23 protein-coding genes are annotated in these 24147 nt (G+C 64.0%); 13 read left to right on the top strand and 10 right to left on the bottom strand.

Annotated elements, in window-relative coordinates; translation table 11 throughout:
- Positions 1 to 56: 56 nt before the first annotated feature.
- On the bottom strand, positions 57 to 2621 hold the full coding sequence (locus tag WQQ_RS06500) for a TonB-dependent receptor (protein WP_007184308.1): 2565 nt from the start codon (positions 2619 to 2621) through the stop codon (positions 57 to 59).
- A gap of 868 nt (positions 2622 to 3489) precedes the next feature.
- Between WQQ_RS06500 and WQQ_RS06495 the strand changes: the two genes are divergently transcribed.
- The 9 genes from WQQ_RS06495 (at position 3490) to WQQ_RS06455 (ending at position 13450) form a co-directional block, all read left to right on the top strand.
- A complete protein-coding gene (locus WQQ_RS06495) occupies positions 3490 to 6264 on the top strand; it encodes a TonB-dependent receptor (RefSeq protein ID WP_050997584.1) in 2775 nt (924 codons plus the stop codon).
- Between the two features lie 146 nt (positions 6265 to 6410).
- Positions 6411 to 6842, top strand: coding sequence for a heavy metal-responsive transcriptional regulator (locus tag WQQ_RS06490; protein WP_007184305.1), 432 nt, complete (start codon positions 6411 to 6413; stop codon positions 6840 to 6842).
- Positions 6839 to 9196, top strand: a complete 2358-nt coding sequence (locus WQQ_RS06485; protein WP_007184304.1) for a heavy metal translocating P-type ATPase — start codon at positions 6839 to 6841, stop codon at positions 9194 to 9196. The genes WQQ_RS06490 and WQQ_RS06485 overlap by 4 nt, the downstream gene beginning before the upstream one ends.
- A gap of 298 nt (positions 9197 to 9494) precedes the next feature.
- A complete protein-coding gene (locus WQQ_RS06480; RefSeq protein WP_007184302.1) occupies positions 9495 to 9710 on the top strand; it encodes a c-type cytochrome in 216 nt (71 codons plus the stop codon).
- Positions 9707 to 10966: an NAD(P)/FAD-dependent oxidoreductase gene (locus tag WQQ_RS06475; protein ID WP_007184301.1), complete on the top strand. Its 1260-nt coding sequence runs from the start codon at positions 9707 to 9709 to the stop codon at positions 10964 to 10966. The genes WQQ_RS06480 and WQQ_RS06475 overlap by 4 nt, the downstream gene beginning before the upstream one ends.
- A gap of 10 nt (positions 10967 to 10976) precedes the next feature.
- On the top strand, positions 10977 to 11639 hold the full coding sequence (locus tag WQQ_RS06470) for a MotA/TolQ/ExbB proton channel family protein (RefSeq protein WP_007184300.1): 663 nt from the start codon (positions 10977 to 10979) through the stop codon (positions 11637 to 11639).
- Complete coding sequence (locus tag WQQ_RS06465; RefSeq protein ID WP_007184299.1) at positions 11636 to 12235, top strand: hypothetical protein; 600 nt, start codon at positions 11636 to 11638, stop codon at positions 12233 to 12235. Before WQQ_RS06470 ends, WQQ_RS06465 begins: the two co-directional genes overlap by 4 nt.
- Positions 12232 to 12750, top strand: a complete 519-nt coding sequence (locus WQQ_RS22860; RefSeq protein WP_007184298.1) for a hypothetical protein — start codon at positions 12232 to 12234, stop codon at positions 12748 to 12750. The genes WQQ_RS06465 and WQQ_RS22860 overlap by 4 nt, the downstream gene beginning before the upstream one ends.
- A gap of 1 nt (position 12751) precedes the next feature.
- Entirely contained in the window at positions 12752 to 13450 is a 699-nt protein-coding gene (locus WQQ_RS06455; protein WP_040453125.1) for a hypothetical protein, read from the top strand.
- Here WQQ_RS06455 and WQQ_RS06450 read toward each other — a convergent pair.
- Complete coding sequence (locus WQQ_RS06450; RefSeq protein WP_007184296.1) at positions 13389 to 14360, bottom strand: LysR substrate-binding domain-containing protein; 972 nt, start codon at positions 14358 to 14360, stop codon at positions 13389 to 13391. The genes WQQ_RS06455 and WQQ_RS06450 overlap by 62 nt on opposite strands.
- Positions 14361 to 14483: 123 nt before the next feature.
- Between WQQ_RS06450 and WQQ_RS06445 the strand changes: the two genes are divergently transcribed.
- On the top strand, positions 14484 to 15623 hold the full coding sequence (locus tag WQQ_RS06445; protein ID WP_007184295.1) for a TDT family transporter: 1140 nt from the start codon (positions 14484 to 14486) through the stop codon (positions 15621 to 15623).
- A 35-nt stretch (positions 15624 to 15658) separates the two neighbouring features.
- Here the strand turns inward: WQQ_RS06445 and WQQ_RS06440 are convergent, their stop codons facing one another.
- Positions 15659 to 16084 (bottom strand): organic hydroperoxide resistance protein, encoded by a 426-nt coding sequence (locus WQQ_RS06440; RefSeq protein WP_007184293.1) that lies wholly within the window; start codon positions 16082 to 16084, stop codon positions 15659 to 15661.
- A 169-nt stretch (positions 16085 to 16253) separates the two neighbouring features.
- On the opposite strand from WQQ_RS06440, the gene WQQ_RS06435 reads away from it, so the two are divergent.
- Positions 16254 to 16754, top strand: coding sequence for a MarR family winged helix-turn-helix transcriptional regulator (locus WQQ_RS06435; RefSeq protein ID WP_007184292.1), 501 nt, complete (start codon positions 16254 to 16256; stop codon positions 16752 to 16754).
- 69 nt (positions 16755 to 16823) lie between these two features.
- Here WQQ_RS06435 and WQQ_RS06430 read toward each other — a convergent pair whose 3' ends face one another.
- The 7 genes from WQQ_RS06430 to WQQ_RS06405 form a co-directional block, all read right to left on the bottom strand.
- On the bottom strand, positions 16824 to 17225 hold the full coding sequence (locus WQQ_RS06430; protein ID WP_007184291.1) for a hypothetical protein: 402 nt from the start codon (positions 17223 to 17225) through the stop codon (positions 16824 to 16826).
- An 85-nt stretch (positions 17226 to 17310) separates the two neighbouring features.
- The gene (locus tag WQQ_RS24245) at positions 17311 to 17634 is read right to left on the bottom strand and encodes a hypothetical protein (RefSeq protein WP_157534526.1); all 324 of its coding nucleotides are present in this window, start codon (positions 17632 to 17634) and stop codon (positions 17311 to 17313) included.
- A gap of 272 nt (positions 17635 to 17906) precedes the next feature.
- Positions 17907 to 18839: a quinoprotein relay system zinc metallohydrolase 1 gene (locus WQQ_RS06425; protein ID WP_007184290.1), complete on the bottom strand. Its 933-nt coding sequence runs from the start codon at positions 18837 to 18839 to the stop codon at positions 17907 to 17909.
- Entirely contained in the window at positions 18836 to 19540 is a 705-nt protein-coding gene (locus tag WQQ_RS06420; RefSeq protein ID WP_237715019.1) for a quinoprotein dehydrogenase-associated SoxYZ-like carrier, read from the bottom strand. The genes WQQ_RS06425 and WQQ_RS06420 overlap by 4 nt, the downstream gene beginning before the upstream one ends.
- Positions 19541 to 19751: 211 nt before the next feature.
- Positions 19752 to 20594 carry a substrate-binding periplasmic protein gene (locus WQQ_RS06415; protein ID WP_007184288.1) on the bottom strand — a complete coding sequence of 281 codons (843 nt, stop codon included), beginning with the start codon at positions 20592 to 20594 and terminating at the stop codon, positions 19752 to 19754.
- 34 nt (positions 20595 to 20628) lie between these two features.
- Positions 20629 to 21075: a cytochrome c-550 PedF gene (gene pedF / locus WQQ_RS06410; RefSeq protein WP_007184287.1), complete on the bottom strand. Its 447-nt coding sequence runs from the start codon at positions 21073 to 21075 to the stop codon at positions 20629 to 20631.
- A gap of 91 nt (positions 21076 to 21166) precedes the next feature.
- Positions 21167 to 22894 (bottom strand): methanol/ethanol family PQQ-dependent dehydrogenase, encoded by a 1728-nt coding sequence (locus WQQ_RS06405; RefSeq protein ID WP_050997648.1) that lies wholly within the window; start codon positions 22892 to 22894, stop codon positions 21167 to 21169.
- 373 nt (positions 22895 to 23267) lie between these two features.
- On the opposite strand from WQQ_RS06405, the gene WQQ_RS06400 reads away from it, so the two are divergent.
- Complete coding sequence (locus WQQ_RS06400; protein WP_157534525.1) at positions 23268 to 23723, top strand: hypothetical protein; 456 nt, start codon at positions 23268 to 23270, stop codon at positions 23721 to 23723.
- A 48-nt stretch (positions 23724 to 23771) separates the two neighbouring features.
- Positions 23772 to 24044, top strand: coding sequence for a hypothetical protein (locus WQQ_RS06395; protein WP_040453115.1), 273 nt, complete (start codon positions 23772 to 23774; stop codon positions 24042 to 24044).
- Positions 24045 to 24147: the final 103 nt, after the last annotated feature.

The raw sequence follows: 24147 nt of genomic DNA, 5'->3' as shown, positions 1-24147 counted from the left end.
CTCAACAGAAAAGCCACGGCAGATCGCCGTGGCTTTTCTGTTTGCAGCCCTTGCGATCAGCTCAGTCGCAAGCTCAGCGTCACGCCGAACGTCAGCGGCTGGCCGAGGCGGACGGTGGCCGGTGCGGTGGCGTTGTTGAGGTTGACGCGATCGTAGTAGCGCTCGTCGAACACGTTCTTGCCCCACAGCGTCAGCGCGAAGCTGCGGTCCGGGCGACGGATGCCGATGCCGGCGTTGGTCAGCGCGTAGGTATCCTGGCCGCGATAGTTCAGATCGGCTTCGGTGGAATAGCGCGTGTCGCCCTTGACGGCCTCGTTGACGTAGACGAACAGATCGATCGGCGAGCCCTGGAAGTTGCCGATCGGCTGGTCGTAGTCGAAGCCGAGGTTGGCGGTCCACTCGGGCACGTTCGGAATGTCGGTGCCGGACAGATCGGTCTCGGTGGTGTTGACCCAGGTGCCCGATGCGTTCTGCACGCGCGCGCCCTGCGTCGGCGGTGCGTTGGCGAAATCGACGTACTTGGCCTCGGTGATCGCCGCGTTGGCCCAGACGTTCAGACGGCGCGTCGGCGACCAGCTGCCTTCGATCTCGACACCGCGCAGGCGCACGTGATCGATGTTGCCGAGGTACTGGCGCGGCAGCAGCGAGCCCGTCGCCGGATCGGTGAACACGCCCACGAGCACGCCTTGATAATCCTTGATGTCGTTCTGGTACAGGTTCACGTTGAGCGTCGTGCGCAGTTCCGGCCAGCTCTTCTTGAAGCCGAGCTCGTAGTCGGTCGCCTTCTCGGGATCGATGACCACGGCCTGCGTTTCGATGATGGCGCTGCCGGCGCCGCCCGCGTAGATCGGACGCGCGTCGGTGTTGATGGCGCCCGACTTGGAGCCCTGTGCCACCGAGCCGTAGACGAGCAGATCGGGATTGATCTTCCACGATGGATTGACCAGCCAGGACACCGAGGTGTCCTTCTTCGAGCCGTCGACCGAGAAATCGCCCGAGCGTGCGGTGAACAGGTAGTTGTCGCGCCGGGTCTGATCGGCCGCCGGCAAATCCTGCGCGCCACCGAACGAGTAACCGTCGTTGGAGCCCGAGCGCTTCTCGTGCGTGAGGCGCAGGCCCGCGGTCAGGTCGACGTTGCTGAGCACGTGCCAGGTGCCCTGGCCGAACGCGGCGTAGCTGCGCGTATGCGCCTTGCCGAACGAGTCGTGCTCGACGTTGTTGAGAATGGCCGGGTTCGCCGTCTTGTCGTTGAGCAGGAAGGTGGCGGCATCCCTGCCGTAGAGAAAGCGATAGTTGCTGTCGCGGTCGTCCTTCAGGAAGAAGCTGCCGACCTGCCAGTCGAAGATGTCGGAAACCGCGGAAGCCAGGCGGAATTCCTGCGAGTACTGCTCGGCTTCCACGTCGTAACCGGTGCTGACCGAGTAGATGCCGTTGTAGCCCTGCGTGTTGCGCGGATACAGCTCGAACTTGCGCCAGGCGGTCACCGAGGTGAACGTGTATTCGCCGATGTTCCAGTTGAGTTCGTTCGAGAGTCCGTCCGTGCTCGACGGCAGCTTCGACGGGTTGGTGGCATCGCCCGTCCACGGGTCGTAATCGATCTGCTCGATGCCGTAGAGATTGCGGATGCGCGTTTCGTAGAGCGGGAACGCGGCACCGTCGGAGTATTGCGTGAGAATCGGGGCGACGATGCCACTGTAGTTGTTGAATTCGTCGGAGCTGATGTGGTCGTAGATCACGCGGCTGGTCGCATCGCCATCGGCGAACTTGAACAGCAACTGCCCGCGCGCGGCCCAGCGGTTGGTATCGAGCAGGCGCTTCTCGTCGCGCTGATCGTCCTGGACGATCGGATAGCTCGGGTTCGGCACCAAGCCTTCGTCCTTGTCGCTGTAGTAGCTCAAGCGATAAGCCACGCGATCCTCGACGAGCGCGCCGGTGCTGTAGGCCGAAGTCTGCAGACCCTTGTAGTTGCGCGGCGAGATGTCGACGCCATTCTCAGCCGTGAAGCTCGGCGCCTTGGTGCGCAGGATCACCGCGCCGACCGTGGTGTTCTTGCCGAGCAGCGTGCCTTGTGGCCCGCGCGCGACCTCGATGCTCTCGAGATCGTAGAGCGGAGCCCATCCGAAGCCGACATGCGTATAGAACACGTTGTCGACGATCTGGCCGACACCCGATTCGGAGCCGTCGCTGCCGCTGCCGAGCCCGCCGACGCCGCGGATCGACAGCGAGGACGTGCGCGGATTGCTGGTGTCGGGATTGAAGTTCGGAATGCGCGCCGCGAACTCCTGGATGCGCACGAGGTTCTGCTCCTGCACGAACTCGCCGCTCAGCGCGCTGATCGATAGCGGAACGTCCTGCAGGCGTTCTTCGCGGCGCCTGGCCGTGATGACGACTTCGGCCACCGCAGCCGCTTCGGCCGGCAGCGGATTGACGCCCAGCTGCGCGGTCTCGATTCGATCGGTCTCGAGTTGAGCCGTCTCGACGGCTGCGCCGCTGGCGGGTTGCGCTGCTTCGACGGCATCGGCCGACTGCACGTTCCACGCAGCCAACAGCAAGCCACCACCGACCATCCAAGCTGCATCGGCCTGGCTCAGCGCAGGTCGCAGCGAAAACGTCCTCGACATCTGATGACACTCCCTTCTTTTTGATAAGCGCCGTAGCGCAATGGAGTGCCGCACGAGGCGAAGAGCGTACCAAGCGAAAAAGCGCGAGCCCGATGGCTTTCGTTATCGGATTTTTCCGATGTAAGCCATTCACTCGAAATACTTTATTGGAATTGAATCGATGGTCCACGAGCGGCTTTCGCCCTCAAACAGCGCTTTTTCTGCTGGTCTTTCATCAATAATCGCAGCAATGCTGTTCTGATTGAAGCATTCGGCGTTGTTCCAAACGCAGACGATTGCTGCAAAAGCTGTTGCATGCTCATGGAGTTCTATCGATAAGCCTCATCGTTGCAACCGCAATCGAATTGGAAGGCAGCACCACCACCGTTTAGTAACGACTGGTTGTATCGATAGAAATCAAATGCCATCCGTGCTTTTGTCCAGGTCCATCGACTCGATGTTCACTAATGACCTTGCGTCGAAAGCAGCAGGGCATTCGGAATGAATGGTCGCTGTACAGCAGCGCGACCATGAAATACCAGGCCACGGCAGCGTCTTTTCGCTGGAATATGAGTGGAGCGTTCTGATCAAAGCTTTTCCAATAATCACTTAACTGCATTCGAATCATCGTTTCGTGCATACAAAGACGATTCGATGATGACTGGTACGCTCTCTGCCTAGGAGCCACTCCATTGCGTGCATCGGCGCGCTTCTATGAGGGAGTGGCTTCAACATGTTTGTTTCGCGCGTGCTTTCATCTTCACCTCCATCCGCATCGCATCCGCTGCCAGTCAGAACGCTGCTGAGCACGGGCATTCTGTTGATGACGGCGGCACCTTGGTCCGCAACGAATGCGGCGGATGCAGCGGCTTCGACAACGTCTACCGATGTGACCGCGACGCAGAAAGCGGCTCAGCCCGTAGAAGCAAGGTTCGCGGCGGAAGCACCTGCCACGGCGGAGAACTACGTCATCACCGAAACGGCGCAAATCGAGGTCGAGGCGCAAGCCGCCACGTCGGCATCGAGTGCACTGCCCACCAGCGCGGAAGATGCAGCGGCCGCGGGCGAGATCGAGACGATCTACGTGAGCAGCCGAGTCGCGCTCGCGGCCAAGCAGGACGTTCCGGCTTCGATTTCCGTCATCAGCGGCGACGACCTGCGTGCGCTTGGCGCCGATTCGCTGCGCGACATCACGCGTCGCGCCGCAAACATCTCGCGCAACAATTCCAGCAATGCCCGCAGCCAGGGCCTGGTCGTGCGCGGCATCGGCCGTCGTGGATCGACCGAAGCGCAGGACCCGACGGTCGGCATCACTGTCGACGGCATTCCGTATCTGTATCCGGGTTTGTCGGCCTGGGACTGGGTCGACATCGACAACGTCGAAGTGGCGCGTGGACCACAGGGAACCACGGGTGGTGGTTATGCGAGCTTCGGCAACCTGACGCTCAACACCAAGCGGCCGACCTTCGATCCGACCACCGAGTGGTCGCTGCGTCTAGGTCAGCGCGACACGCTGTTCGGAACGGCGGCCATCGGCGGTCCGATCGTGGAGGACAAGCTCGCATGGCGCGGCACGTTCTACGTCAACAAGTTGCTCGGCTACTACAAGAACGAGTACTGGAACGGCAATCAGACCTATACCGACCGCCTGAAAATCTCCGGCAAGACGCAGTTTCTGTTCAAGCCGACGAACAACTACAGCGTGCATGTGTCGGTCGATCTGCAGCCGAAGACGTTTCAGAACGACAACGGCCTGAACTTCTTCCATCAGACGCCGGCCACGTACTCCGACGGCAAGCCCGTCAATATGAACAACGATCCCAAGACGCGCCTGGAGCGCAGATGGTTCGGGCAGCTGGAAAGCTACAACTACGAAGACAACTATCTGAACTACAACAGCGGAACCCAGAACAACGACAACCAGCTGCCGTTGATCACCGGAACGCGCGGTGCGGGTCTTACGCAGAACTACACTTTCGGCGACGACTCGCTGCTGACCTCGATCACCGGCTGGCGCGATCTGGACTTCGAAGCACGCAACGACGAAGGCACGCCGTTCGACATCTCCACGCAGGGCGGCGGCGGCGTGCGCTTTCAGCAGTTCACGCAGGAGCTGCGGCTCAATACGCGCCTGGCCGATGTCGCGGAGCTGACTACGGGTGCTTTCTACGCGCATCACACTTACGAGGTCGATTCCAAGACGGGTTGGGGTGACGACGCCGGCGCATGGTTCGCCAATGCAACGCAGTACAGAGAACTGGACGTGGACGGTGAAGGCCGTTACCTGCTTCAGCAGTCGCTGACCGGGCTCAGAAGAATCAGCACGGCGTACATCGACAACGACAGTACGGCAGTGTTCGGCAACGTCAAGTTCGACATCACCGAGCAACTCAAGCTGACGACCGGCCTGCGCGTGAGCTGGGAAGATCGCAAGAACAAGACGTTCCAGCTGATAGACGACAATGGCTACGGCGGATTGCTGAATCGATCCATTTCGAGTTTCGGTGTTCCGCTCGGAGGCTTCGATCTGTACCGCAATGCAACCAATGAGACGGTTTGGGTTCGCGATGGCCGTGTCGTGAATGAGACGACGCCTGGAGCGGTGGCCGTGGCGGGGCAGTCATACGGCCTGACCACCGACACGCGCAGCGGCGAACGTCTCGTCAGAGCCAATGCGGCCGCCGATGCGGCGGCTCAGAAATACTTCGGGGCGGCCAACTTCGCCGCGCTCACCAATGCGCAGAAGCAGCAGCTGCTGCACGCGCAGACGCTGCGTCAGGCCCAGCTCGGCCAGATCTTCAACATGCTGCAGGCCGAGGTCTACAAGAAGACGCAGTACACCTACGTGGTCAGCCCGAGCTACAAGTTCAATGATCAGGTCACCGGCTACTTCTCGTTCCAGCACGGCGAGAAGCCCGGCATCTCGCAGGTGATCGGCGGCAACTCGATCCTGGTCGACGGTGAATCCGGCAACCACTTCGAACTCGGTACCAAGACGAGTCTCTTCGACAACAGCTTGTTGTTCAACGCCGACATTTTCCTGTCCCGACTGAAGAACTATCAGCAGACCACCCGCCTGGTAGACGACTTCACGACCACGCTCAACAACGATGGTCAGCTGGCGTTCCTGGACGCTGCTGCAAACGTGCCGCGTATTCAGATTCACGGACTGGAGATCGATGGTTCCTACAACGGCATTCCGTTCACGACCATTACGCTGTCTGCGGCTTACAACATCGCCAAGTACAAGAAGTTCGAAACGGCGCCGCTGAATCCTGAAACCAATCCGGACCGGAATGCGCCGGGTTATAGCGACTATCAGGACTTTTCGGGTCGCATCCTGCCGGGCGCCGCCAAGTACACCGGCAACCTCGGCGTGGATTTCCGCTATCCGCTCTGGAGCAAGTACGAAGTTTTCGCCAACGCCAACGCCAACTATACGAGCCGCTACAACAGCGACATTTCGCTCTCCAGGTACAGCTGGATCAGCGACTACACGGTGTTTGACGCGGGCCTCGGCTTCGGACGTCGCGATCAGGGCTTCTCGGTGACGCTGCTCGGCCGCAACATCGCCGACGCCGAAGGCAAGGCTTACAACTGGCAGAACGGCATCCTCGATACCACGCCGCGCTGGTACGGCGTGATCTTCGCGGGACGGCTGTAGTTGCCTTTGTGAATGCGGCGTAGCCCGTCGGCTCGGGCTACGTCGCGCTTCGGGTTTCGATCACGGGCGGCGAGGCGCCCATTCTTGACCCTGGATTCCACTCCAGGGTTTAGAGTGGGCGCCTCGCTTTTCATTGGGAGGACGCCATGTCCGCTCTGAGCATCGGTGAGGTCGCCAAGGCGGCCGAGTTGCCGATCGACACGATTCGCTACTACGAGAAGGCCGGGCTCATTCCGCCGCCCCAACGGCGCGAATCCGGATACCGCATCTACACGCGCGACACCGTGAGCCGGCTGCGCTTCATCCGCCGCGCCAAGGAGCTCGGGTTCACGCTCGCCGAAATCACCGAGTTGCTCGATCTGTCCGCACAGGGCGCCCAGGACATGGGCCGCATGCGCGTCGCGGCGCAGCAGAAGCTCGCGGTGGTCGAGGACAAGCTGCGCGAGCTCGACCGCGTTCGCGCGGCCCTGCATCAGCTCGTGGAGGCCTGTCCGGGACACGGCGCGCTCGCCGAATGTCCGATCGTGCAGGCGCTCAGCGGCGAGCGGTCGGCCGATCGCAGCGGAGTGGGCGCATGAGCGATTGCTGCGGAAATGGTGGGCACAAGCCGCACTCGCACGCCGGGCATGCGGCCGCGATGGCGGCGCCGGCGAAGGCGACCGATCCGGTCTGCGGCATGAGCGCCGATCCGGCGACGGCGCCCTTCCACGATCACGCGGGCCAGCGCTACTGGTTCTGTAGCGAAGGCTGCCGCAAGCGCTTCTCGCAGGATCCGCCGCGTTACCTCGGCGCCGCCGCTGGCGAACCCGCGCCGGCCGCGCCGCCCGGCACGATCTACATCTGCCCGATGCACCCGGAAGTGCGCCAGGACCATCCGGGCAGCTGTCCCAAGTGCGGCATGGCGCTCGAACCCGAGATGCCGTCCCCTGACGAGGGCCACAGTCCCGAGCTCGTCGATTTCACGCATCGTTTCTGGTGGAGCCTGCCGGCGAGCGCGATCGTGTTCGTGCTCGCGATGTTCGGCCATCGGCTCGGCGTGCCGGCCGCGGTCGGACCGTGGATCGAACTGGCGCTGGCGACGCCGGTCGTGCTGTGGGCCGGCTGGCCGTTTCTGCAGCGCTGCGTGCAATCGATCGCGAACCGCAATCCGAACATGTTCACGCTGATCGGCATCGGTGTGAGCGCGGCCTACGTGTACAGCGCTATCGCGCTGCTGCTGGCCGTGCTCGCTCCGCAGTGGTTGCCGCTGGCGATGGCGGGCGGCATGCACGGCGGTGTCGCCGTGTACTTCGAAGCGGCAGCCGTGATCGTCTCGCTGACCTTGCTCGGCCAGTTGCTCGAACTCAAGGCGCGCGCACGAACCTCGGAGGCGATTCGTACGCTCATGCGGCTCGCGCCGAAAACCGCGCTGCGCATCGAGACCGACGGACGAGAGCATGAAGTCGAGCTCGAAGCCGTGCGCGTCGGCGATCGTCTGCGCGTACGTCCGGGCGAGAAGCTGCCGGTGGATGGCAGGCTGCTCGAAGGCAGCAGCCATGTCGACGAATCGATGCTCACCGGCGAGTCGATGCCGGTTTCGAAAAAGCCTGGCGATCGCGTCACCGCGGCGACGATCAACGGCAGCGGCGGGCTCGTGGTGCTTGCCGAGCGGGTCGGCAACGACACGCTGCTCGCGCAGATCGTGCAGATGGTCGCGCAGGCGCAGCGCTCGCGTTCGCCGATGCAGAGGCTCGCCGACGTCGTGAGCCATTGGTTCGTGCTCGCGGTGCTGCTGGTGTCTCTGCTGAGCCTGCTCGGCTGGGGTTTGCTCGCCGGTGCCTGGCCGCAAGGGCTCGTCAACGCGGTGGCCGTGCTGATCGTGGCCTGTCCGTGCGCGCTGGGCCTGGCGACGCCGATGTCGATCATGGTCGCCTCGGGGCGCGCCGCGAGCCTCGGCGTGCTGTTTCGCGATGCGGAGGCGATCGAGAACCTGCGCCGCGTCGATACGTTGGTGATCGACAAGACCGGCACGCTGACCGAAGGCGCGCCGCAGGTTCGCGAAGTGCAGGTGTTCGATGCGCGCAGCGACGACGAGCTGTTGCAACTCGCCGCGAGCCTCGATCGCAGCAGCGAGCATCCGGTCGCCAGGGCGCTCGTCACCGAAGCCGAGCGGCGCAATCTGTGGCTCAAGCCGGTGCCGGATTTCGAAGCTGTCGCGGGTGCCGGTGCACGCGGTCACGTCGGGCCTTCGATGGTCGTCGTCGGCAACGCGGCGATGTGCGAGGAGGCCGGTATCTCTCTCGATGCGACGCAAGCGGCGCTCGCCACGCAGGATGCCTCGCTGAGCCGCGTCTTCGTTGCCGTCGACGGCCTGCTCAGCGGTCTCATCACCGTGGCCGATGCGATCAAGCCATCGACGCCGCAGGCGCTCGAAAAGCTGCGCGCGCTGGACCTGCGCATCGTGCTCGCCAGCGGAGACGCCGAAGCCACCGCGCGTTCGGTCGCGCAGGCGCTGGGCATCACCGAAGTTCACGGCAACGCCAGGCCGCAGGACAAGGCCGCGCTCGTCGCGCGCCTGCAGCAGCAGGGACGCGTCGTCGCGATGGCCGGCGACGGCATCAACGACGCGCCGGCGCTCGCGACCGCGAACGTCGGCATCGCCATGGGCACCGGCACCGACGTCGCCATGCAGAGCGCGCAGCTCACGCTCGTGCGCGGCGACCTGCTCGGCATCGAGCGGGCGATCGCGCTGTCGCGCGCGACCGTGCGCAACATGCGCCAGAACCTGGGTTTCGCGCTGCTCTACAACGGGCTCGGCGTGCCGGTCGCGGCCGGACTGCTGTACGCGCCGTTCGGCTGGCAGATGTCGCCGATGCTCGCCGCGTTGGCAATGAGCCTGAGTTCGGTTTCGGTGATCGGCAATGCGCTGAGGTTGCGGGCGATCAAATTGTAGAGAGGGGTAGCCGAGGCACGTGCAGGCCGCCGCTGTTTCCCCTCCGCACCCGAAGGGCCGGTTGCGGCCATGGGTGCGGGTTCGAGTATCGTCTGCCCGTGGCACAGCTCCTGCTAAGGGGGCGCGCACCTGACGAGCCTCCCCGATCGAGAGAGGCCGCTAAACACGAGGAGATGTCTTGCGAGTCCGATCGCTTTCGACGGCAATCGCCTGCGCGGCGGCCAGCGCGGTGCCGGTGCTGCCCGCTGCTGCGGCTGGGCCACCGACGCCGCTCGCACTTTCGTGCACGAGTTGTCATGTGTCACCACTGACACAGACTGCCTCGATCCCGTCTCTTTCCGCCCTGTCTTCGGCGGAGATCGGCGAGGCCCTGCGCGACTATGCGAGCGGCAAGCGTGCGGGTGTGATCATGCCCAGGCTCGCGCCGGCGCTCAGTGAATCGGACATCGCATCGCTGTCGGTCTATTTCGGCCGCGCCGAAGCCGAGTCGGCGATGCAGGACGAAGCGCCATGATCTCGCGCCGCGATCTGCTCGCCGGGGCGGGTGCCGGACTGCTGCTGCGCACGAGCCGGTCGCACGCCGCGAGCACCGCGCGTGTCGTCGTCATCGGCGGAGGCTTCGCGGGCGCGGCGTTCGCGCGTCGTCTGCACGAGCTGGAGCCGCAGGCGCAGATCACGCTGATCGAACGCCGTCGCTCGTTCTATACCGGGCCGCTCTGCAACACCGTCGTCGCCGGCCTCGAAGCGGCGCGCTACGTCGAGCGCAGCAGCCGCTCGCTCGGCAAGCAAGGCATCCGCTATCTCGAAGCCGAGGTCATCGAGATCGATCCGGTGGCCAAGCGCGTGCGCACCGCGCAAGGCCACAAGCTGCAGGCCGATTTCATCGTCGTCGCACCGGGCGTCGCGATGCGCTGGGATGCGATCGAAGGGCTCGATCAACGCAGCCAGCAAGCGCAGCCGCATGCCTGGCTCGGCGATGCCCAGCTCACGCAGCTCGCCAAGCGCGTGGCTGCGCTCGAAGACGGAGCCGTCGTCGCCATCGCCTCGCCGCCGAATCCCTATCGCTGCCCGCCGGGGCCTTACGAACGAGCGAGCCTGATCGCCTGGGCTTTGCAGCAGCGTGGGCACAAGCGCAGCAAGATTCTGATCCTCGACGCCAAGGACGATTTCACCAAGAAGCCGCTCTTCGAATACGGCTGGGATCTGCTGTATCCGGGCATGGTGCAATGGCATTCGCGCAGCAGCGGAGGCACGGTGGTCGCCACCGATCCGCAAGGGCACTGGCTGCGCACCGGGAACGGCGAGCGCGTGAACGCCGATCTGTCCTGCGTGATTCCGCCACAGCGCGCGGGCGATATCGCAGCCAAGGCCGATCTGGCCGATGAAACGCTCTGGTGTCCGGTGCATGCGCAAGGGCTCGAGTCGAAGCGTCATGCCGGTGTCTACGTGATCGGCGACGCGGCCGCGATCGCGCCGGTACCGAAGTCGGCCTTCGCTGCGCACAGCCAGGCGCAGCTCTGCGCGTTGACGATCGCGGCGCGCCTGCGCGGCGATGCGCTGCCGGAGCCCCGGCTCATCAACACCTGCTACAGCGTGCTCGCTCCGAACTACGCGATCTCGGTCAGCGCGGTGTACGCGCCCGCCGACGCGGGCTTCGGCGCGCAGCACTCGGGCATGAGTCCGCTGCAAGGCGACGCGGCCTTGCGCGAATCCGAATATCACCAGGCACGAGAATGGTATGCACACATCACGCAGGCCTGTTTCGGTTGACCGGGCCGTTATGAACGACGATGTTCCCGCCTCGCTGCGCGAAAGCCCGCAGCAGACTTTTCTGCTCTGGCTGTGCCTGAGTCTGCTCGCCGCCTTCATCGTGCACGTCTGCTGGACGCTCGACGTGCTGCAACACGTGATCGCCAGCGATCAGTCGCGCATTACCGTGATCCTGCTGCTGCTCTACGTGGCCTGCATTGCGCATGGCGGCTGGCGGGCCTGGCAGCTGTCGGCTCAGCATGCATCGCTGGCCGCCTTGCGCGCGGGTGATGCCGAGGCCGCGCGTGACTCCTGGGCCGGGCTGCATCTGCGCGCACTGTCGCTGCCCGGGGCCGATCAGGCTTCGCTCAACGAAGTGCTCGTCGAGCAGGCGCGCGGCACCCACGAGTTCGGCTGGTTCATGGCCGGCGCGATCCTCAAGCTCGCGCTGCTCGCGACCGTGGTCGGTTTCATGATCATGCTCAGCGCGATCAATTCGCTGTCGGTACGCGAGTTCGCCGATCTGCCGCAGATGCTCGCGCAAATGGGTTCGGGCATGGGTGTCTCGCTGTACACCACACTGGTCGGCCTGCTCGTGAACATGGCGCTGTCGCTGCAATACCTGCTGCTCGATCGCTCGGCCGATCGCTTCATCGCGCAGGCCCTGCTGTTCGCGCCGGCTCCGCGCACATGAGGCGTCGCAACCTCGGTCGACACGACCACGACCCGTTCACCGACCTGCTGTTCGACATCCTGCTCGGCTTCACCTTCATGTTCGTGATCGCGGTGACCGCGCTGAATCCACCCGCGAAGAAGAAGGGCGAGATTCCGGCGAAGGCCGAGATCATCATCACCACCACCTGGCCCGACGGAAACCCCGACGATGTCGATACCTGGGTGCAGGCGCCCGATGGCGAAGTGGTGTGGTTTCGCAACCCCGACGCCGGGCTCATGCATCTCGATCGCGACGATCGCGGCACCGACAACGATCGCATCACCATCAACGGCCAGTCCGTCGTCAATCCGCTCAACCAGGAAGTGGTGACCGTGCGCGGCACGGTGCCGGGCGAATACACGGTCAACGTGCACTGCTATCACTCGACGACCGAAAAGCCGGTGCCCGTGCAGATCAGCGTGGTGAAGGTGAACCCGGTGCTCGAAGTCGTCTACTACGGCAGCGTCGAACTCGCCGGACAGGACAGCGAGCGTACCGCCGTGCGCTTCTCGGTGGCCGAAGACGGCCGTATCTACAACCTGCATACCTTGCCCAAGTCTCTGGTGACTTCATGACGTCCGATCTCGTGCTGCTCGTCGTGCTCTATGCCGCTGTGGCCTTGATGGCCTGCTGGCTGGCCGCTGTTTCGCGCATGCCGGTGTTGCTCAAGCTGGTGGCGATCGTGCTGATCGGCGCGAGCGACTTCGTCTGCTGGCAGCTGTGGCGCGACGCCACCGGCTGGCCGACCGAAGAGCCGATGCCGAAGAATTTCCTGTTTCACGCCGCCACGATCGAGGAGCCCGACGAACATTCCGGCAGCAAGGGCAGCCTGCTGCTCTGGCTCACGACGCTGAAGGACGACGGTCCGGACGGCCCGCCGCGTTCCTATCGCGTGCCGTACAAGCGCTCGCTGCACGAGCAGGTGCAGCTCGCGATGGATCGCATGCGCGAAGGGCATCCGCAGATCGGCTCGATCAAGGAAAACGACAACGGCGAATCCGGCCGCGGTCGCGGCATGTTCTCGATCGAAGAGCCGCCGCCGGACTTCGAGCTGCGGACCTTGCCGGCGCCCGCCCTGCCGGAGAAGTGAGATGCCTCGCGCGCTCCTGATCGCCGCTTGCGTGTTGCTGTCGGCCTGCGGAGAAGAACCGCAGCCGAGCTACTTTCCGCTCAACGAGGGCTATCGCTGGCAGTACCGCATGAGCGAGTCCAACCCGCTCGTCAACCGGCGCTTGCCTTTGAGCATGGAGAACCTCGGCGCGCGCAACCGTGACGGGGTGCGCTACTGGCTGCGTCGCAGTAGCGAAGGCAACGAATACTGGCTGCGTATCGAGGGCGACGGCGTGCAGCGCAGCGGCGCGCGCTCGTGGCTCGATGCGCCGCCTGCGGTCGATGGACCGCCGCAGACGGTACTGCCTTCGAAGCTCGTCGTCGGAGCGGAATGGAACGCGCAGACGCGGCCGTACATCCTGGAGCGCGCGATCCCGTTCCGCGAGCGCTTCACGCAGGACGAATCGAAGAACATCGAGCTGCGCATGCGGCTCGCGAGCGACGATGAGGTCGTCGAAGTGCCGGCCGGGCGCTTCGAGCATTGCCTGCGCGTCGAAGGGCAGGGGCGCTTGTTCGTGCTCGCCGATGCCCGCATCGGGGCTTCGGAAGTGCCGATCACGCAAACCGAGTGGTACGCGCCGGGCGTCGGCCTGGTGAAACTGCAGCGCACCGAAGCACTCAAGACCGAGCAGATCGTGGGCGGCGAGGTGACGCTGGAGTTGCTGCGCTTCGAGCGCTGAGCGATTGGGGTTGCTGCTGCTGTTGTGACTGCAGCCAGGTTTCGAATGCGCTGAGCACCGCGCCGTCGAAACTGCCGCGCCGGGTGATGCGCCAGAGCTGGCGCTCGAGCGTGAGCATCGGCGCTTGCAGGGCGATGAGCCGGCCTTCGCGCAAATCGTCCGCGATGGCGAGCACCGGCAGGCATGCGGCGCCGAAGCCCTGGATCACGGCTTCCTTCACCGCTTCGGCATCGTTGAACGTTTGTGTCGCCGGCAAGGGATCGAGCCCGGCCGTGCGCACGGCCTGGTCGAACAGCTCGCGCGTTCCCGAGCCGGGTTCGCGCATGATCCACGGCAGCTTGCGCAGCTGGCTCGCATCGAGCTTGCGCCGGGGCTGCGGGCCCTCTCGGCCGACGACGATCTCGAGCCTGTCGCGTCGCCATGGCATCGCCACGATGTCGGGCTGGCTCACGCGGCCTTCGACGTAGCCGACATCGGCCTCGTGAGCGAGCAGCGATTGCACCGCGACCGCAGTGTTGCCGATGTGGCAATGCACGCGCGTCTGCGGATGCGCGCGTGCGAACGCGGCGATCGCCGGGGCCAGCAGATAGCAACCGGCCGTCTGGCTCGCGGTGATGCGCAGTTCGCCGCGCAGCGCTTCGCCCGCACCGCTCAGCAAGGTCGGCAGCGCCTGCACGCGAGCGAGCAGTTCGCGTGCTTCGGTGGCGAGCAGGCGTCCGCGTTCGGTGAGCTTGAGGCTGCGTCCACGGCGCTCGAACAAGGGCGTGTCGAGCTGACGCTCGAGCTGCGCGATCGCCATGCTCGCGGCCGACTGCGACAGATGCAGGGTCTGCGAGGCCCGCGTGACGTGCCCGGAGCCGGCGACGGCGAGAAAGATTTCGAGCTGGCGCAGCGTGATCGGGGTGCTCATGGGCTTATCTTAAATCAACTGGATTGATGGATTTTAGAAGAATAATGCGTTAGACCGATGCATGAGCCCGGATCGATGATGCGCGCCTCGCCCGAAAACGCGCTGCAATGACGGCCGCTCGCCATGACTGCATCGACATTCACCCTCAACGATCGCCATCCGCTGATCGAGATCGTTCGCCAGTTCACGCCGAACTGGTTCACGGTCACGATGGGCACCGGCATCCTCGCGCTCGCGATCGAGCGTCTGCCGCAGCGCGGCGCCTTGCTGCACGCGCTCGCCGAATCGCTGTGGCTGCTCAACGTGCTGCTGTTCGCGGCTTGTGCGCTGATGTACGCGGCGCGCTGGCTGCTGTTTACCGCGGAGGCCAGGCGCGTCTTCGCGCACGGCACCATGAGCTTGTTCTTCGGTGCGGTGCCGATGGGCTTCGCGACCATCGTCAATGGGCTGCTCGCCTTCGGTGACGAGCGCACGCTCGGATTCGCGCAGATCCTGTGGTGGATCGATTCGGCGATGGCCGCAGGCTGCGCGGTCGCCATTCCGTACCTCATGTTCACTCGCCACGATCATCGGCTCGACACCATGACGGCGCTGTGGCTGATGCCGGTGGTGGCCTGCGTGGTGTCGGCCGCTTCGGGTGGATTGCTGGTGGCGAAATTGCCGCCGTCGGCTGCGGCCGATCGCGTGTTCTGGCTCAGCTATGGGCTGTGGGCGATGTCGATGCTGCCGGCGTTCGGCATCCAGGCCGTGCTGTTCCTGCGCATGGCCCTGCACAAGCTGCCGGTGCGCGATGCGGCGGCGACCTGCTGGCTTTCGCTGGGACCGGTGGCCACCGCCGGATTCGCGCTGCTCACGCTCGGCGATGCGGCACCGATGACACTCGCCGTTCAGGAGGCTCCACAACTCGGTGAAGCGGCGCGCAGCTTCGGCTTGATCGCAGCGGCCTTGCTGTGGGGCGCTTCGCTGTGGTGGTTCGCGCTCGCGACGCTGATTACGCTCGGCTATCTGCGCCAGGGTCTGCCGTTCAATCTCGGCTGGTGGGCCTTCACGTTTCCGATCGGCAATTTCGCGCTGTGCTCACTCGCGCTCGGCGCGCACACGGGCGCTGCGTTCTTCAGCACCTGTGGAACGGCGCTCGTCGTGTTGCTCGCTGCGATCTGGCTGGTGGTCGCGACACGTACGCTGCATGGAGCCTGGCGGCGCCAGCTGTTCGTCGCGCCCTGTCTGGCGGGCCGAAACGAAGAAGGGCAGGCGACCGTCTAGATCGCCCGCCCTTTTCGTTTCGATGCGCGCGAGGCTCAGACCACGTTGAGCTTCACGTCGATGTTGTTGCGCGTCGCGTTCGAGTACGGACAGACCTGGTGCGCCTTCTCGACCAGCGTGCGGGCGGCTTCGGCGTCGAGGCCGGGCAGCGAGACGTCGAGCGAGATGGCCAGGCCGAAGCCGCCTTCTTCGCGCGGGCCGATCCCGACCGTGGCCTTCACCGTCGTGTCCGCCGGCACCTTGGGGCCGCCCTGGGAGGCGACGAACTTCATCGCGCCGATGAAGCAGGCCGAGTAGCCGGCCGCGAACAGCTGCTCCGGGTTGTTGCCGGCGCCACCGCCGCCACCGAGTTCCTTCGGCGTGGTGAGCTTGACGGTCAGGCTGCCGTCTTCGACGACGGACTGGCCGTCACGGCCGCCGGTGGCGGTTGCAGAGGTGCTGTAGAGGACTTTGGTCGGCATTGGAGAACTCCTTCGTCTTGCGTTGAATGCTGCTGGGGTGGACGCATATTGCGATAAATTAAATTGCGCACAAAATAATTTCTCGCAATGAGAAATTTTGTTTTTATGCAAATAGATTGTTCGCAATACAATTCGCGGCAACGCATCCAAGCTATTTCGGTCCATCGCCATGTCCAAGTCAGTGTCCGAGTCCCCGTCGAAGTCGCCGGCTTCCAAGGCCTCCAGCGAAGCGGCGATCGACCTGCTCAAGCTCGATATGCAGCTCTGCTTCGCGGTCTATTCCACCGCGCTCGCGTTCAATTCCGTTTACAAGCCGCTGCTCGATCCGCTGGGGCTCACGTACCCGCAGTACCTCGTCATGCTGGTGCTGTGGGAGCGCGATGGCGTGCCGGTGAAGGAGATCGGGCGCCTGCTGCATCTGGATTCGGGCACGCTGACTCCGCTGCTCAAGCGGCTCGAAGCCGCGGGCCTGGTGCAGCGCAGCCGCGATCCCGCCGACGAGCGTCAGCTGCAGGTGACGCTGAGCGTGGCCGGCCGCGCCCTGCGCGAGAAGGCGCAGGCGGTTCCGCCGGGTATCGGCGCTGCCTGCGGGCTCGGAGCGGGTGCGCTGATGGACCTGCGCGATCGCTTGCTCGCCTTGCGCGAGCGGCTCGATGGTTCGGCTTCGTAGCGCGGTTGGCGGCGAGGCCGCATAACCCACCGGCAGCGCGAAACGCCGGTGGGTTACGCGATCCGACCGCTATTGCGATTGCGCGATCGGGTAGAACAGCAGCGCCAGGACCAGCAGCCCGCTGTACATGCCGATCTCGGCCGTCTCGGTCCAGGGCTGAATGCGCTTGATCGCGCCCCAGATGTGCACGATGACCATGAAGATGGCGACGGCGGCGAGCACCTGGAAGGTGAAGACGATGCCTTCGCCGGTCAGCGCGGCGCGCAGCATCAGGCCTTCGACGATGAGGATGAAGGCGCCGAGGCAGCGGCCGAAGTAGACGGCGAGGTCGGTGTGCTCGGGGATGCGCCATTGGAACCAGCGCGCCCAGGTGAGTGGGATCAGGAAAATGGGGCCTGCGAAGACGAGCGTGGTGACGATCGTCAGGATGAGCAGGAAGGTTTGGGCGTGGGCGTGGTAGATGCCGATCATTGTGGGTGTCTCCTCCGTGGTGTTGCTTTGTTGTGGTTGTAAGTTCAGCCATGCGCTGATGGCTTTTGACCTCGCCGGTCAGGCCTTACTTTCTTTGCTCCTGCATCGATCCGTAAGCAAAGAAAGCAGGCCCCGAGTCCGCGCCCGTTCGTCGCGGAGCGACGAACGGGTCCCCGTCTGGGGAGACGTGCTCGGGGTCGCTTCGACGCGGCATTCCTGTCGCGGCGAAGCTCAGCCGGCCATCCATGGCCGACTGCCCCACTGCGCGCGCCACTCCAGCCGGCGCTGCCAGGGGTTGAACATCTACAGCAACTGCAACAGCACAACGGCTCGCTTCGCTTTGCCGTTGTTTTCGCTTTTGATCGAGGTCGGTGCGGTAGATCTTCTGTACGCCTTCCATTTTCAGCATGGCCATTGTCGTGTTCCCATTCTTGATGTCGTCAGATGTCTTCAATCCCTTGTGACGCACCGAGCAGCGGAGTGCTTCGTCGCGACAGGATGTCGCGTCGAAGCGTTGCCCCGAGCACGTGAGCAGCGCAGGGCACCCCAACGGGGTGCGTCAGCAGGGGGTGCTTTCTTCTGCTTACGGATCGATGCAGGAGCAAAGAAAAGTAAGGCCTGACCGGCGAGGTCAAAAGCTCTCAGTGCTCAACTGCCAAAGAGCGAAGCCCGAACCAAAAACTACTTCGCCGGAGACAACGCCTCCAACTCCATCGCCGGATACAAATGACTCACCGACCGCGTGTGCTCCTCCTGCACGACCGCCAGACTGCGAAACCGCTCCGGGATCGGCTGATTCGCCACCTCCATCATGTCGAGCCCATTCGCCGCCGCTGCATGTAGCGAATCACGCAGCCAAACGAGATAGGCACGCGTCTCGGCGATCGCCTCGGGGCCGTGCACGACGGGCCCGTGCCCAGGCACCAGGGTCTGAAAATCGATCTTCTGCAAAGCGTCGAGCGCTGCGAGCCACTTCGCGATATTCGCATTCGGTGTCGTCGCGGCGCGATGCAAGAACACCAGATCACCCGCGAACAGGGTCCGCGAGGCTTCGTCGTAAACCGCGAGATCGGCCTCGGTGTGGCCTTGCAACGCGATCAGGCGCAGCTTGCGTCCGCCGATCACGCGTTCGCCCGTCTGCGTGAGCGCTTCGGGCTTGCGTACTTCGGTGCCCTGCATCCAGGCGCCCACGAGCCGATACAAATTGGCCGACAGCGTCTCGCCTTGCTCGGCGATCACCGCGACGGTCTGTGGCAGGGCTTCGATCCGGATGCCGTTGAAAGCCTGGTTACCGAGAAAATGATCCGGATGCGCATGCGTGATGAGCACTTCGACGATCTTCTTGCCGCCGCTGTGCGCTTCGACCTGCTTGCGCATCTGCTCGCCGTACTGTCTCGATGGACCACTGTCGATCACGACCACGCCATCACGTCCGACGATGAAGCCGGTGTTGGCGATGTTGCCTCCGTTGCTGCGCGTGAAATGCTCCTGCAGGCCTTCGAACCACCAGACGCCGTCGGCGATCCGCTGCGGCGCGAGCGCGTAGTCGGGCGCAACGGCAGCGCCCGCGTAGCAATATGCGGGCAGTAGCAACGCGCAAAGCCAGCGCTTCACTTGGCGGCTCCTGCAGCGACCGTGGCTTCGATCAGATTGCCCTGGATATCGCGTCCGCTGACGACGACACTGCCTTGCGACTGCAGATCGAAGCTCAGCATCGGGTTCTCGGATACCGGCTCGTAAGGCTTGAGCACCGCGAGCACGCTGCCCTCGGCGTCGCGCAAGGTCAGCGTCTCGATGTGAAATACCGGAATGCCCGGCGCAAGGCCCGTATCCATCGGATGCATGACGCGGATGCGCAGACGTTCGCTGCCGTTGTTCTGCGGCCAGATGCGGCCGCTGACCTTGCCGAGCTGCTCGTGCCAGAGCCCGCTGCCGGTGCCCATGCTCGGGGCCGTGCAACCGCCGCCGGCCGCGCTGAGCCAGGCACCGCCGAGATGCCAGACGCCGTCGCGTGTCTTCATCGCGGCGCGCACGGGTGTGGATTGCTCGACCTTGAAGCGGAACTGCAGATTCGGCCTGGCCCGCTTGGGAAAATACTCGAGGATCTTCGGCAGCGGATTCAGATCGGCGTAGACCAGCACCTGCTCGACACCATCGAGGCCATCGGCGCTGATCTCGACCGGAACCGCGAGCGGATCTTCGGCCGCGGCCGGCATGATCACGCGCACGCGATCGTCGATGACCACGGGCGCGTCGCCGAGATAGCGCTTGACCATGAAGGCCCAGACCGGCGACCGCAGGGGATCGTCGGGCAATTTGGTCTCGGCGAACGCGGGGTTCGACACGAGTGTTGCGATGACGAAGGTGGCCGCTCTCCTCAGACCGGCGCCCCGTCGTGTGCTGCGATTGCGCATGGCATCGCCTTGTTGTTCGTCGGCTTTCGCCCTTATAGAAACCTCGATCGCAGCATGCAATGGCGCATGCTGCGATCGACCCATCCTTGTGACTTTTTCCTGGCTCTCTCGCTTATTTCACGGCCGCTTTGGGCTCGGCTCTGTTGACACCGTAACGCTGATAGATCGTATCGATCTGGCCACTCTGCTGCAGCGTCGCCAGCGCCTTTTCGAGCGCGGCGCGCAGCTGCGGGTTGCCGGCCTTGATCGCCATGCCCACGTCCCAGCTGCTGCGGAACAGGCCGACGAATTCGCTGATGTCGAGCTCTGCAGCCGACTGCTTGCGTTTGAACAGCGCGCCCTCGAGCTGGCCGCGCGGGGCCATTACCGCATCGACTTCGTTATTGAAGTAGGCATCGACGGCGTCTTCGACCGTGGCCTTGCGCACCGCGGCGCTGGCCAGGCGACCGTTGAAGCCACCGCTCAGGTAGTAATCGCTGATCGAATCGTTTTCGACCGCCACCTTGTGTCCCGACAGGTTCAGCGGCGAATCGAGCTTCTCGATCACGTCGCTGTGGTAGATCACCGCAACCGTCTCGCGCTGATAGGCGTTGAACAGATCGGCCTTGTCGTTGCGCTTGACGTATTCGGGGTCCATGCCCAGATGCAGCATCACGTCCGACGCACTGCCGTTGATCAGCGGGCCGCGCCAGATGTTCGTGCGCAGATCGTCGTTGCTGTCTTCGCCGGCGGTCACCGGGTTGAGGATCAGCCTGACGCCGAGCTGCTGGGCAAGCGCGTTGGCGATGTCGACGTCGACCCCGGTGTAGCGCCCGCCTTCGCCCGCGTACGAGTACGGCGGAAAGTCGCGATACACGGCGACGGAAATCTCGCCCTTCTCGCGAATCTTCTGCAAGCGGTCTTCGTCCTGCGCGCCTGCGGTGAAGCTCACGACGCTGGTGGCCAATGCGGCCACCAGCGTGATCGATACGGGGAGGAGCCGGCGGTGCTTATTCGTCCACATGCACGGAATCCAGGTAGCTGCGAATGGCCCAGATGGCTGATTCGCTGAAGGTGCCTTCGAACGGCGGCATGTAGGTTACGCCGTTGCGGACGCTGCCGTGGCGGATGCGCTGGCTGAAGATTTCGTCGCCATCGACACCGGCCGGCAGCATGCGCAGATCCGGAGCGATGCCGCCCGAGACGGCGCCAAGGCCGTGGCAGCGCGCGCAGTTCTGGTTGTACGCCGAAGAACCGATCTCGACGGCCTTGGCGACCACCTTTTTGTCCTTGTTGGCGCGATAGGGGTTTTCTTCGAGTGGGCCTTTGACCTGCGGCAGGCCATCGGTGTTCACGGCCTGCGGAACCACGTCGCCGTGCGCGAATGCGAGTCCCGCGGCGCCCAGCGCGGAAGCCGTGAGAAGAACGAGGGCAGATTTGGAGAGCAGCGAGCGCATGGGGTTTACCTTTGTGTTTGCTAAGACTTAGGACATCGGAACTGAAAGAAAAAACGGAGGCCCCTTTGCAGGGACCTCCGTCGTTGACGCTTTACTTGGCAGCGGTCTGCGACTTGTGCAGCTTGAACACCCAGAGCATGCCGCCCTGGCTGATGCTCTTCACCTTCTTGGCCACTTCGCCGCCCCAGAGCGGAACCGCGCCGCCCCAGCCGGAAGCCACGGCGACATACTGCTCGCCGCCTTCTTCCCAGGTGATCGGCTGGCCGACGACGCCCGAGCCGGTCTGGAACTTCCAGACTTCCTTGCCCGTCTTGGCATCGAAAGCCTTGAGGAAGCCCTCAGGCGTACCCGTGAACACGAGGTTGCCCGCCGTGGTCATCACGCCGCCCCAGAGCGGAGCCGGGTTCTTGTACTCCCAGACGATCTTGCCGGTGGCCGGATCCATCGCACGCAGGGCGCCGATGTAATCTTCGTAGAGCGGCTTGATGGTGAAGCCGGCACCCAGATAGGCCGCACCCTTCTTGTAGGTGATCGGCTCGTTCCAGATATCCATGCCCCACTCGTTGGCCGGCACGTAGAACAGGCCCGTGCCCTGGTTGTAAGCCATCGGCATCCAGTTCTTGCCGCCCAGGAAGGACGGAGCGGAGAACACGGTGCTGCCCTTTTCGGCCGAGCCCGGGTTGCCCGGACGCGTATCGGCTTCGATCGGACGGCCGGTCTTGAGATCGACGCCCTTGGTCCACGACTGCTTGGTCACGAACGGCGAGGCGCTGATGAGCTTGCCGTTGGTGCGATCGAGCACGTAGAAGAAGCCATTGCGGTCGGCCTTGCCGCCGGCCTTGATGGTCTTGCCGCCGCTCTTGAGATCGAACGGAATGAACTCGTTCACGCCGTCGAAATCCCAGCCGTCATGCGGCGTGGTCTGGTAGTGCCAGACGATCTTGCCGGTCTTCGGGCTGATGGCCACCGTCGACGAGGAGTAGAGGTTGTCGCCCGGACGCAGGTGCGAGTTCCACGGAGCCGGGTTGCCGGTACCGCAGAAGATCAGGTCGACGTCGGCGCCGTAGGTGCAGCCGAGCCAGGTGGCTGCGCCGCCGGTCTTCCACTGGTCGCCCTGCCAGCTCGCGTTGAGCTTGCCGGTGATGCCATTTTCCTTGCCGTTCAGATAGCCCATGTTGCCTTCGACGGTCGGACGCGACCACACGAGCTTGCCGGTCTTGGCGTCACGCGCGTCGACGCGGCCGACGATGCCGAATTCGCCGCCCGAGTTGCCGGTGACGACCAGGCCATTGACGATCAGCGGAGCCGCGGTGGCCGAGTAGCCAGCCTTGTAGTCGTCGGTCTTTTCGCTCCAGACCACCTTGCCGGTGTCCTGGTCGAGGGCGACGAGCTTGGCATCGAGCGTGGCGAAGATCACCAGGTTGTCGTAAAGCGCGGCGCCGCGGTTGACCACGTCGCAGCAGGGCATGATGCCGTCGGGCAGACGGGCTTCGTACTGCCAGAGCTTCTCGCCGGTCTTGGTGTCGAGCGCCCAGATGCGCGAGTACGAACCGGTGACGAACATCTTGCCGTTGTAGACGAGCGGCTGGGTTTCCTGGCCGCGCTGCTTCTCGTCGCCAAACGAGAAGCTCCATACGGGCACGAGGTCGCCGATGTTGTCGCTGGTGATCTTGGTCAGTGGGCTAAAGCGCTGGCCGCTCTGGCCCATGCCCACGGTGAGCACGTCGCCAGTGCTGGTGGCGTCGCCACTGACCATCGCATCGGTAACGCCGGCTGCCTGTGCGCTGGTCGATGCCATGGCCACGAAAGCGGCCGTCATCAGCGACACACACATCCCCCCAACTCTGGTCCGACGATAAAACTTGTCCATTTAATTCCTCCGATGTTTTGCTCGTAAGTACGCCACATGGCGTCACGGCGGGCGCCCGGGAGCAAATTCGATGCCAGGAATTTTTCCCGTTGCGATGCGGCATTAGACGAGGAAATGGGAATGAAACGATACGTGACACAGCCAAAACTGTCCCATAAACGGGACACAGTGCTGTCTCTGGCGTTTTCTCGTCGGCAAGATCGTCGAAGCGCGGGCAAGGTAGCGCCGCGTCTCGAAGCCAGCCATGGGAATAAATCCCAAGCTTGCGTCGATTGGCGCTTTTTTCGTTGCCTGTGCGGATGTGCGCTGCCAACGTGCCGGCATGCCCCAAGTCCTGTTTCGTGCGTGGATCGTAAGCCTGATTGCCGCGATGCTGGCCGGGGCGCCGGGCAGCGTCGGCGCGCAAGACGAAAAGCCGGACGAAAAGTCCTTCGAAAGTCTGCGCCGCGCGTTCAAGGCTTGCCGCGATATCGCCGATGTCGATGAACGCGTGCGCTGCTACGACCAGTTGCAGATACAGCTCGAGCCGCCGCGCTTCGAAGGCCGTCTGAGTTCGGTGACACCGCTGTTTTCCATCGAAGCACCCAGCTGGCTGCGCTATCGAAGCGATGGCCCGGTGTTCGTCATGGCGCTCAAGAACGAGCATGGCGAGATCGTGCAGAACCTGCATTTGGGCGGCGGCGGTGAGGCACGCTATCGCATCGCCAAGGCGGGACGCTACAGCCTGCAGATCAGCGGTACCGATGGCTGGCGCATCTGGATCGATCCTGCGCCATAACGCATGCGCGCCGGTCGTTTCGCAACTCGCTCCTTGCTGTGCTGGTCGATGCTGTCGCCGATCGATGCGTCGCTCGCGCGTGTGCAGGACTACCAGATTCGGCGCTTGCTGAGCTACGTCAGCGAATGCCGCGTCGAGTCGATGGGCGAAGCGGGGAAGACCGCTGATGGCGGCCTGCGCTATCAGGTCGGATGCTCCGATCTGAACGCGTACCCGCAAGGCGTCGAAGTGGAATGCCGCGATGCGGACGACGAGCGCTCCTGCCGTGTTCTCACGCGATCTCAGACTTTCGACCAATTGCATTCGCTCGATCGGCATTGAGCAAAAAGCCCTGATGTCCCGCGCTCGGGATTAAGTCCCGACATCCTTCGCAAAAGTGTGTTTTTCGTTGAGCGCATCGCCACTCGGTGCGAATTTCCCGCCG

The sequence above is a fragment of the Hydrocarboniphaga effusa AP103 genome (assembly GCF_000271305.1).
In the GTDB taxonomy this organism is placed as follows: domain Bacteria; phylum Pseudomonadota; class Gammaproteobacteria; order Nevskiales; family Nevskiaceae; genus Hydrocarboniphaga; species Hydrocarboniphaga effusa.
The sequence above is the reverse complement of the archived record's forward strand: the minus strand, read 5'-3'. Positions and strand labels throughout refer to the sequence as shown.

What these genes read in the sequence shown, in the direction of transcription:
- WQQ_RS06500 (WP_007184308.1), bottom strand. Translation starts at nt 2,621, where the DNA reads ATGTCGAGGACGTTTTCGCTGCGACCTGCGCTGAGCCAGGCCGATGCA.
- WQQ_RS06435 (WP_007184292.1), top strand. Translation starts at nt 16,254, where the DNA reads ATGTCCAAGTCAGTGTCCGAGTCCCCGTCGAAGTCGCCGGCTTCCAAG.
- WQQ_RS06465 (WP_007184299.1), top strand. Translation starts at nt 11,636, where the DNA reads ATGAGGCGTCGCAACCTCGGTCGACACGACCACGACCCGTTCACCGAC.
- WQQ_RS06485 (WP_007184304.1), top strand. Translation starts at nt 6,839, where the DNA reads ATGAGCGATTGCTGCGGAAATGGTGGGCACAAGCCGCACTCGCACGCC.
- WQQ_RS06395 (WP_040453115.1), top strand. Translation starts at nt 23,772, where the DNA reads ATGCTGTCGCCGATCGATGCGTCGCTCGCGCGTGTGCAGGACTACCAG.
- WQQ_RS06440 (WP_007184293.1), bottom strand. Translation starts at nt 16,084, where the DNA reads ATGCCGACCAAAGTCCTCTACAGCACCTCTGCAACCGCCACCGGCGGC.
- WQQ_RS06450 (WP_007184296.1), bottom strand. Translation starts at nt 14,360, where the DNA reads ATGAGCACCCCGATCACGCTGCGCCAGCTCGAAATCTTTCTCGCCGTC.
- WQQ_RS06475 (WP_007184301.1), top strand. Translation starts at nt 9,707, where the DNA reads ATGATCTCGCGCCGCGATCTGCTCGCCGGGGCGGGTGCCGGACTGCTG.
- pedF (WP_007184287.1), bottom strand. Translation starts at nt 21,075, where the DNA reads ATGCGCTCGCTGCTCTCCAAATCTGCCCTCGTTCTTCTCACGGCTTCC.
- WQQ_RS06405 (WP_050997648.1), bottom strand. Translation starts at nt 22,894, where the DNA reads ATGACGGCCGCTTTCGTGGCCATGGCATCGACCAGCGCACAGGCAGCC.
- WQQ_RS06470 (WP_007184300.1), top strand. Translation starts at nt 10,977, where the DNA reads ATGAACGACGATGTTCCCGCCTCGCTGCGCGAAAGCCCGCAGCAGACT.
- WQQ_RS06490 (WP_007184305.1), top strand. Translation starts at nt 6,411, where the DNA reads ATGTCCGCTCTGAGCATCGGTGAGGTCGCCAAGGCGGCCGAGTTGCCG.
- WQQ_RS06445 (WP_007184295.1), top strand. Translation starts at nt 14,484, where the DNA reads ATGACTGCATCGACATTCACCCTCAACGATCGCCATCCGCTGATCGAG.
- WQQ_RS22860 (WP_007184298.1), top strand. Translation starts at nt 12,232, where the DNA reads ATGACGTCCGATCTCGTGCTGCTCGTCGTGCTCTATGCCGCTGTGGCC.
- WQQ_RS06455 (WP_040453125.1), top strand. Translation starts at nt 12,752, where the DNA reads ATGCCTCGCGCGCTCCTGATCGCCGCTTGCGTGTTGCTGTCGGCCTGC.
- WQQ_RS24245 (WP_157534526.1), bottom strand. Translation starts at nt 17,634, where the DNA reads ATGCTGAAAATGGAAGGCGTACAGAAGATCTACCGCACCGACCTCGAT.
- WQQ_RS06430 (WP_007184291.1), bottom strand. Translation starts at nt 17,225, where the DNA reads ATGATCGGCATCTACCACGCCCACGCCCAAACCTTCCTGCTCATCCTG.
- WQQ_RS06400 (WP_157534525.1), top strand. Translation starts at nt 23,268, where the DNA reads ATGCCCCAAGTCCTGTTTCGTGCGTGGATCGTAAGCCTGATTGCCGCG.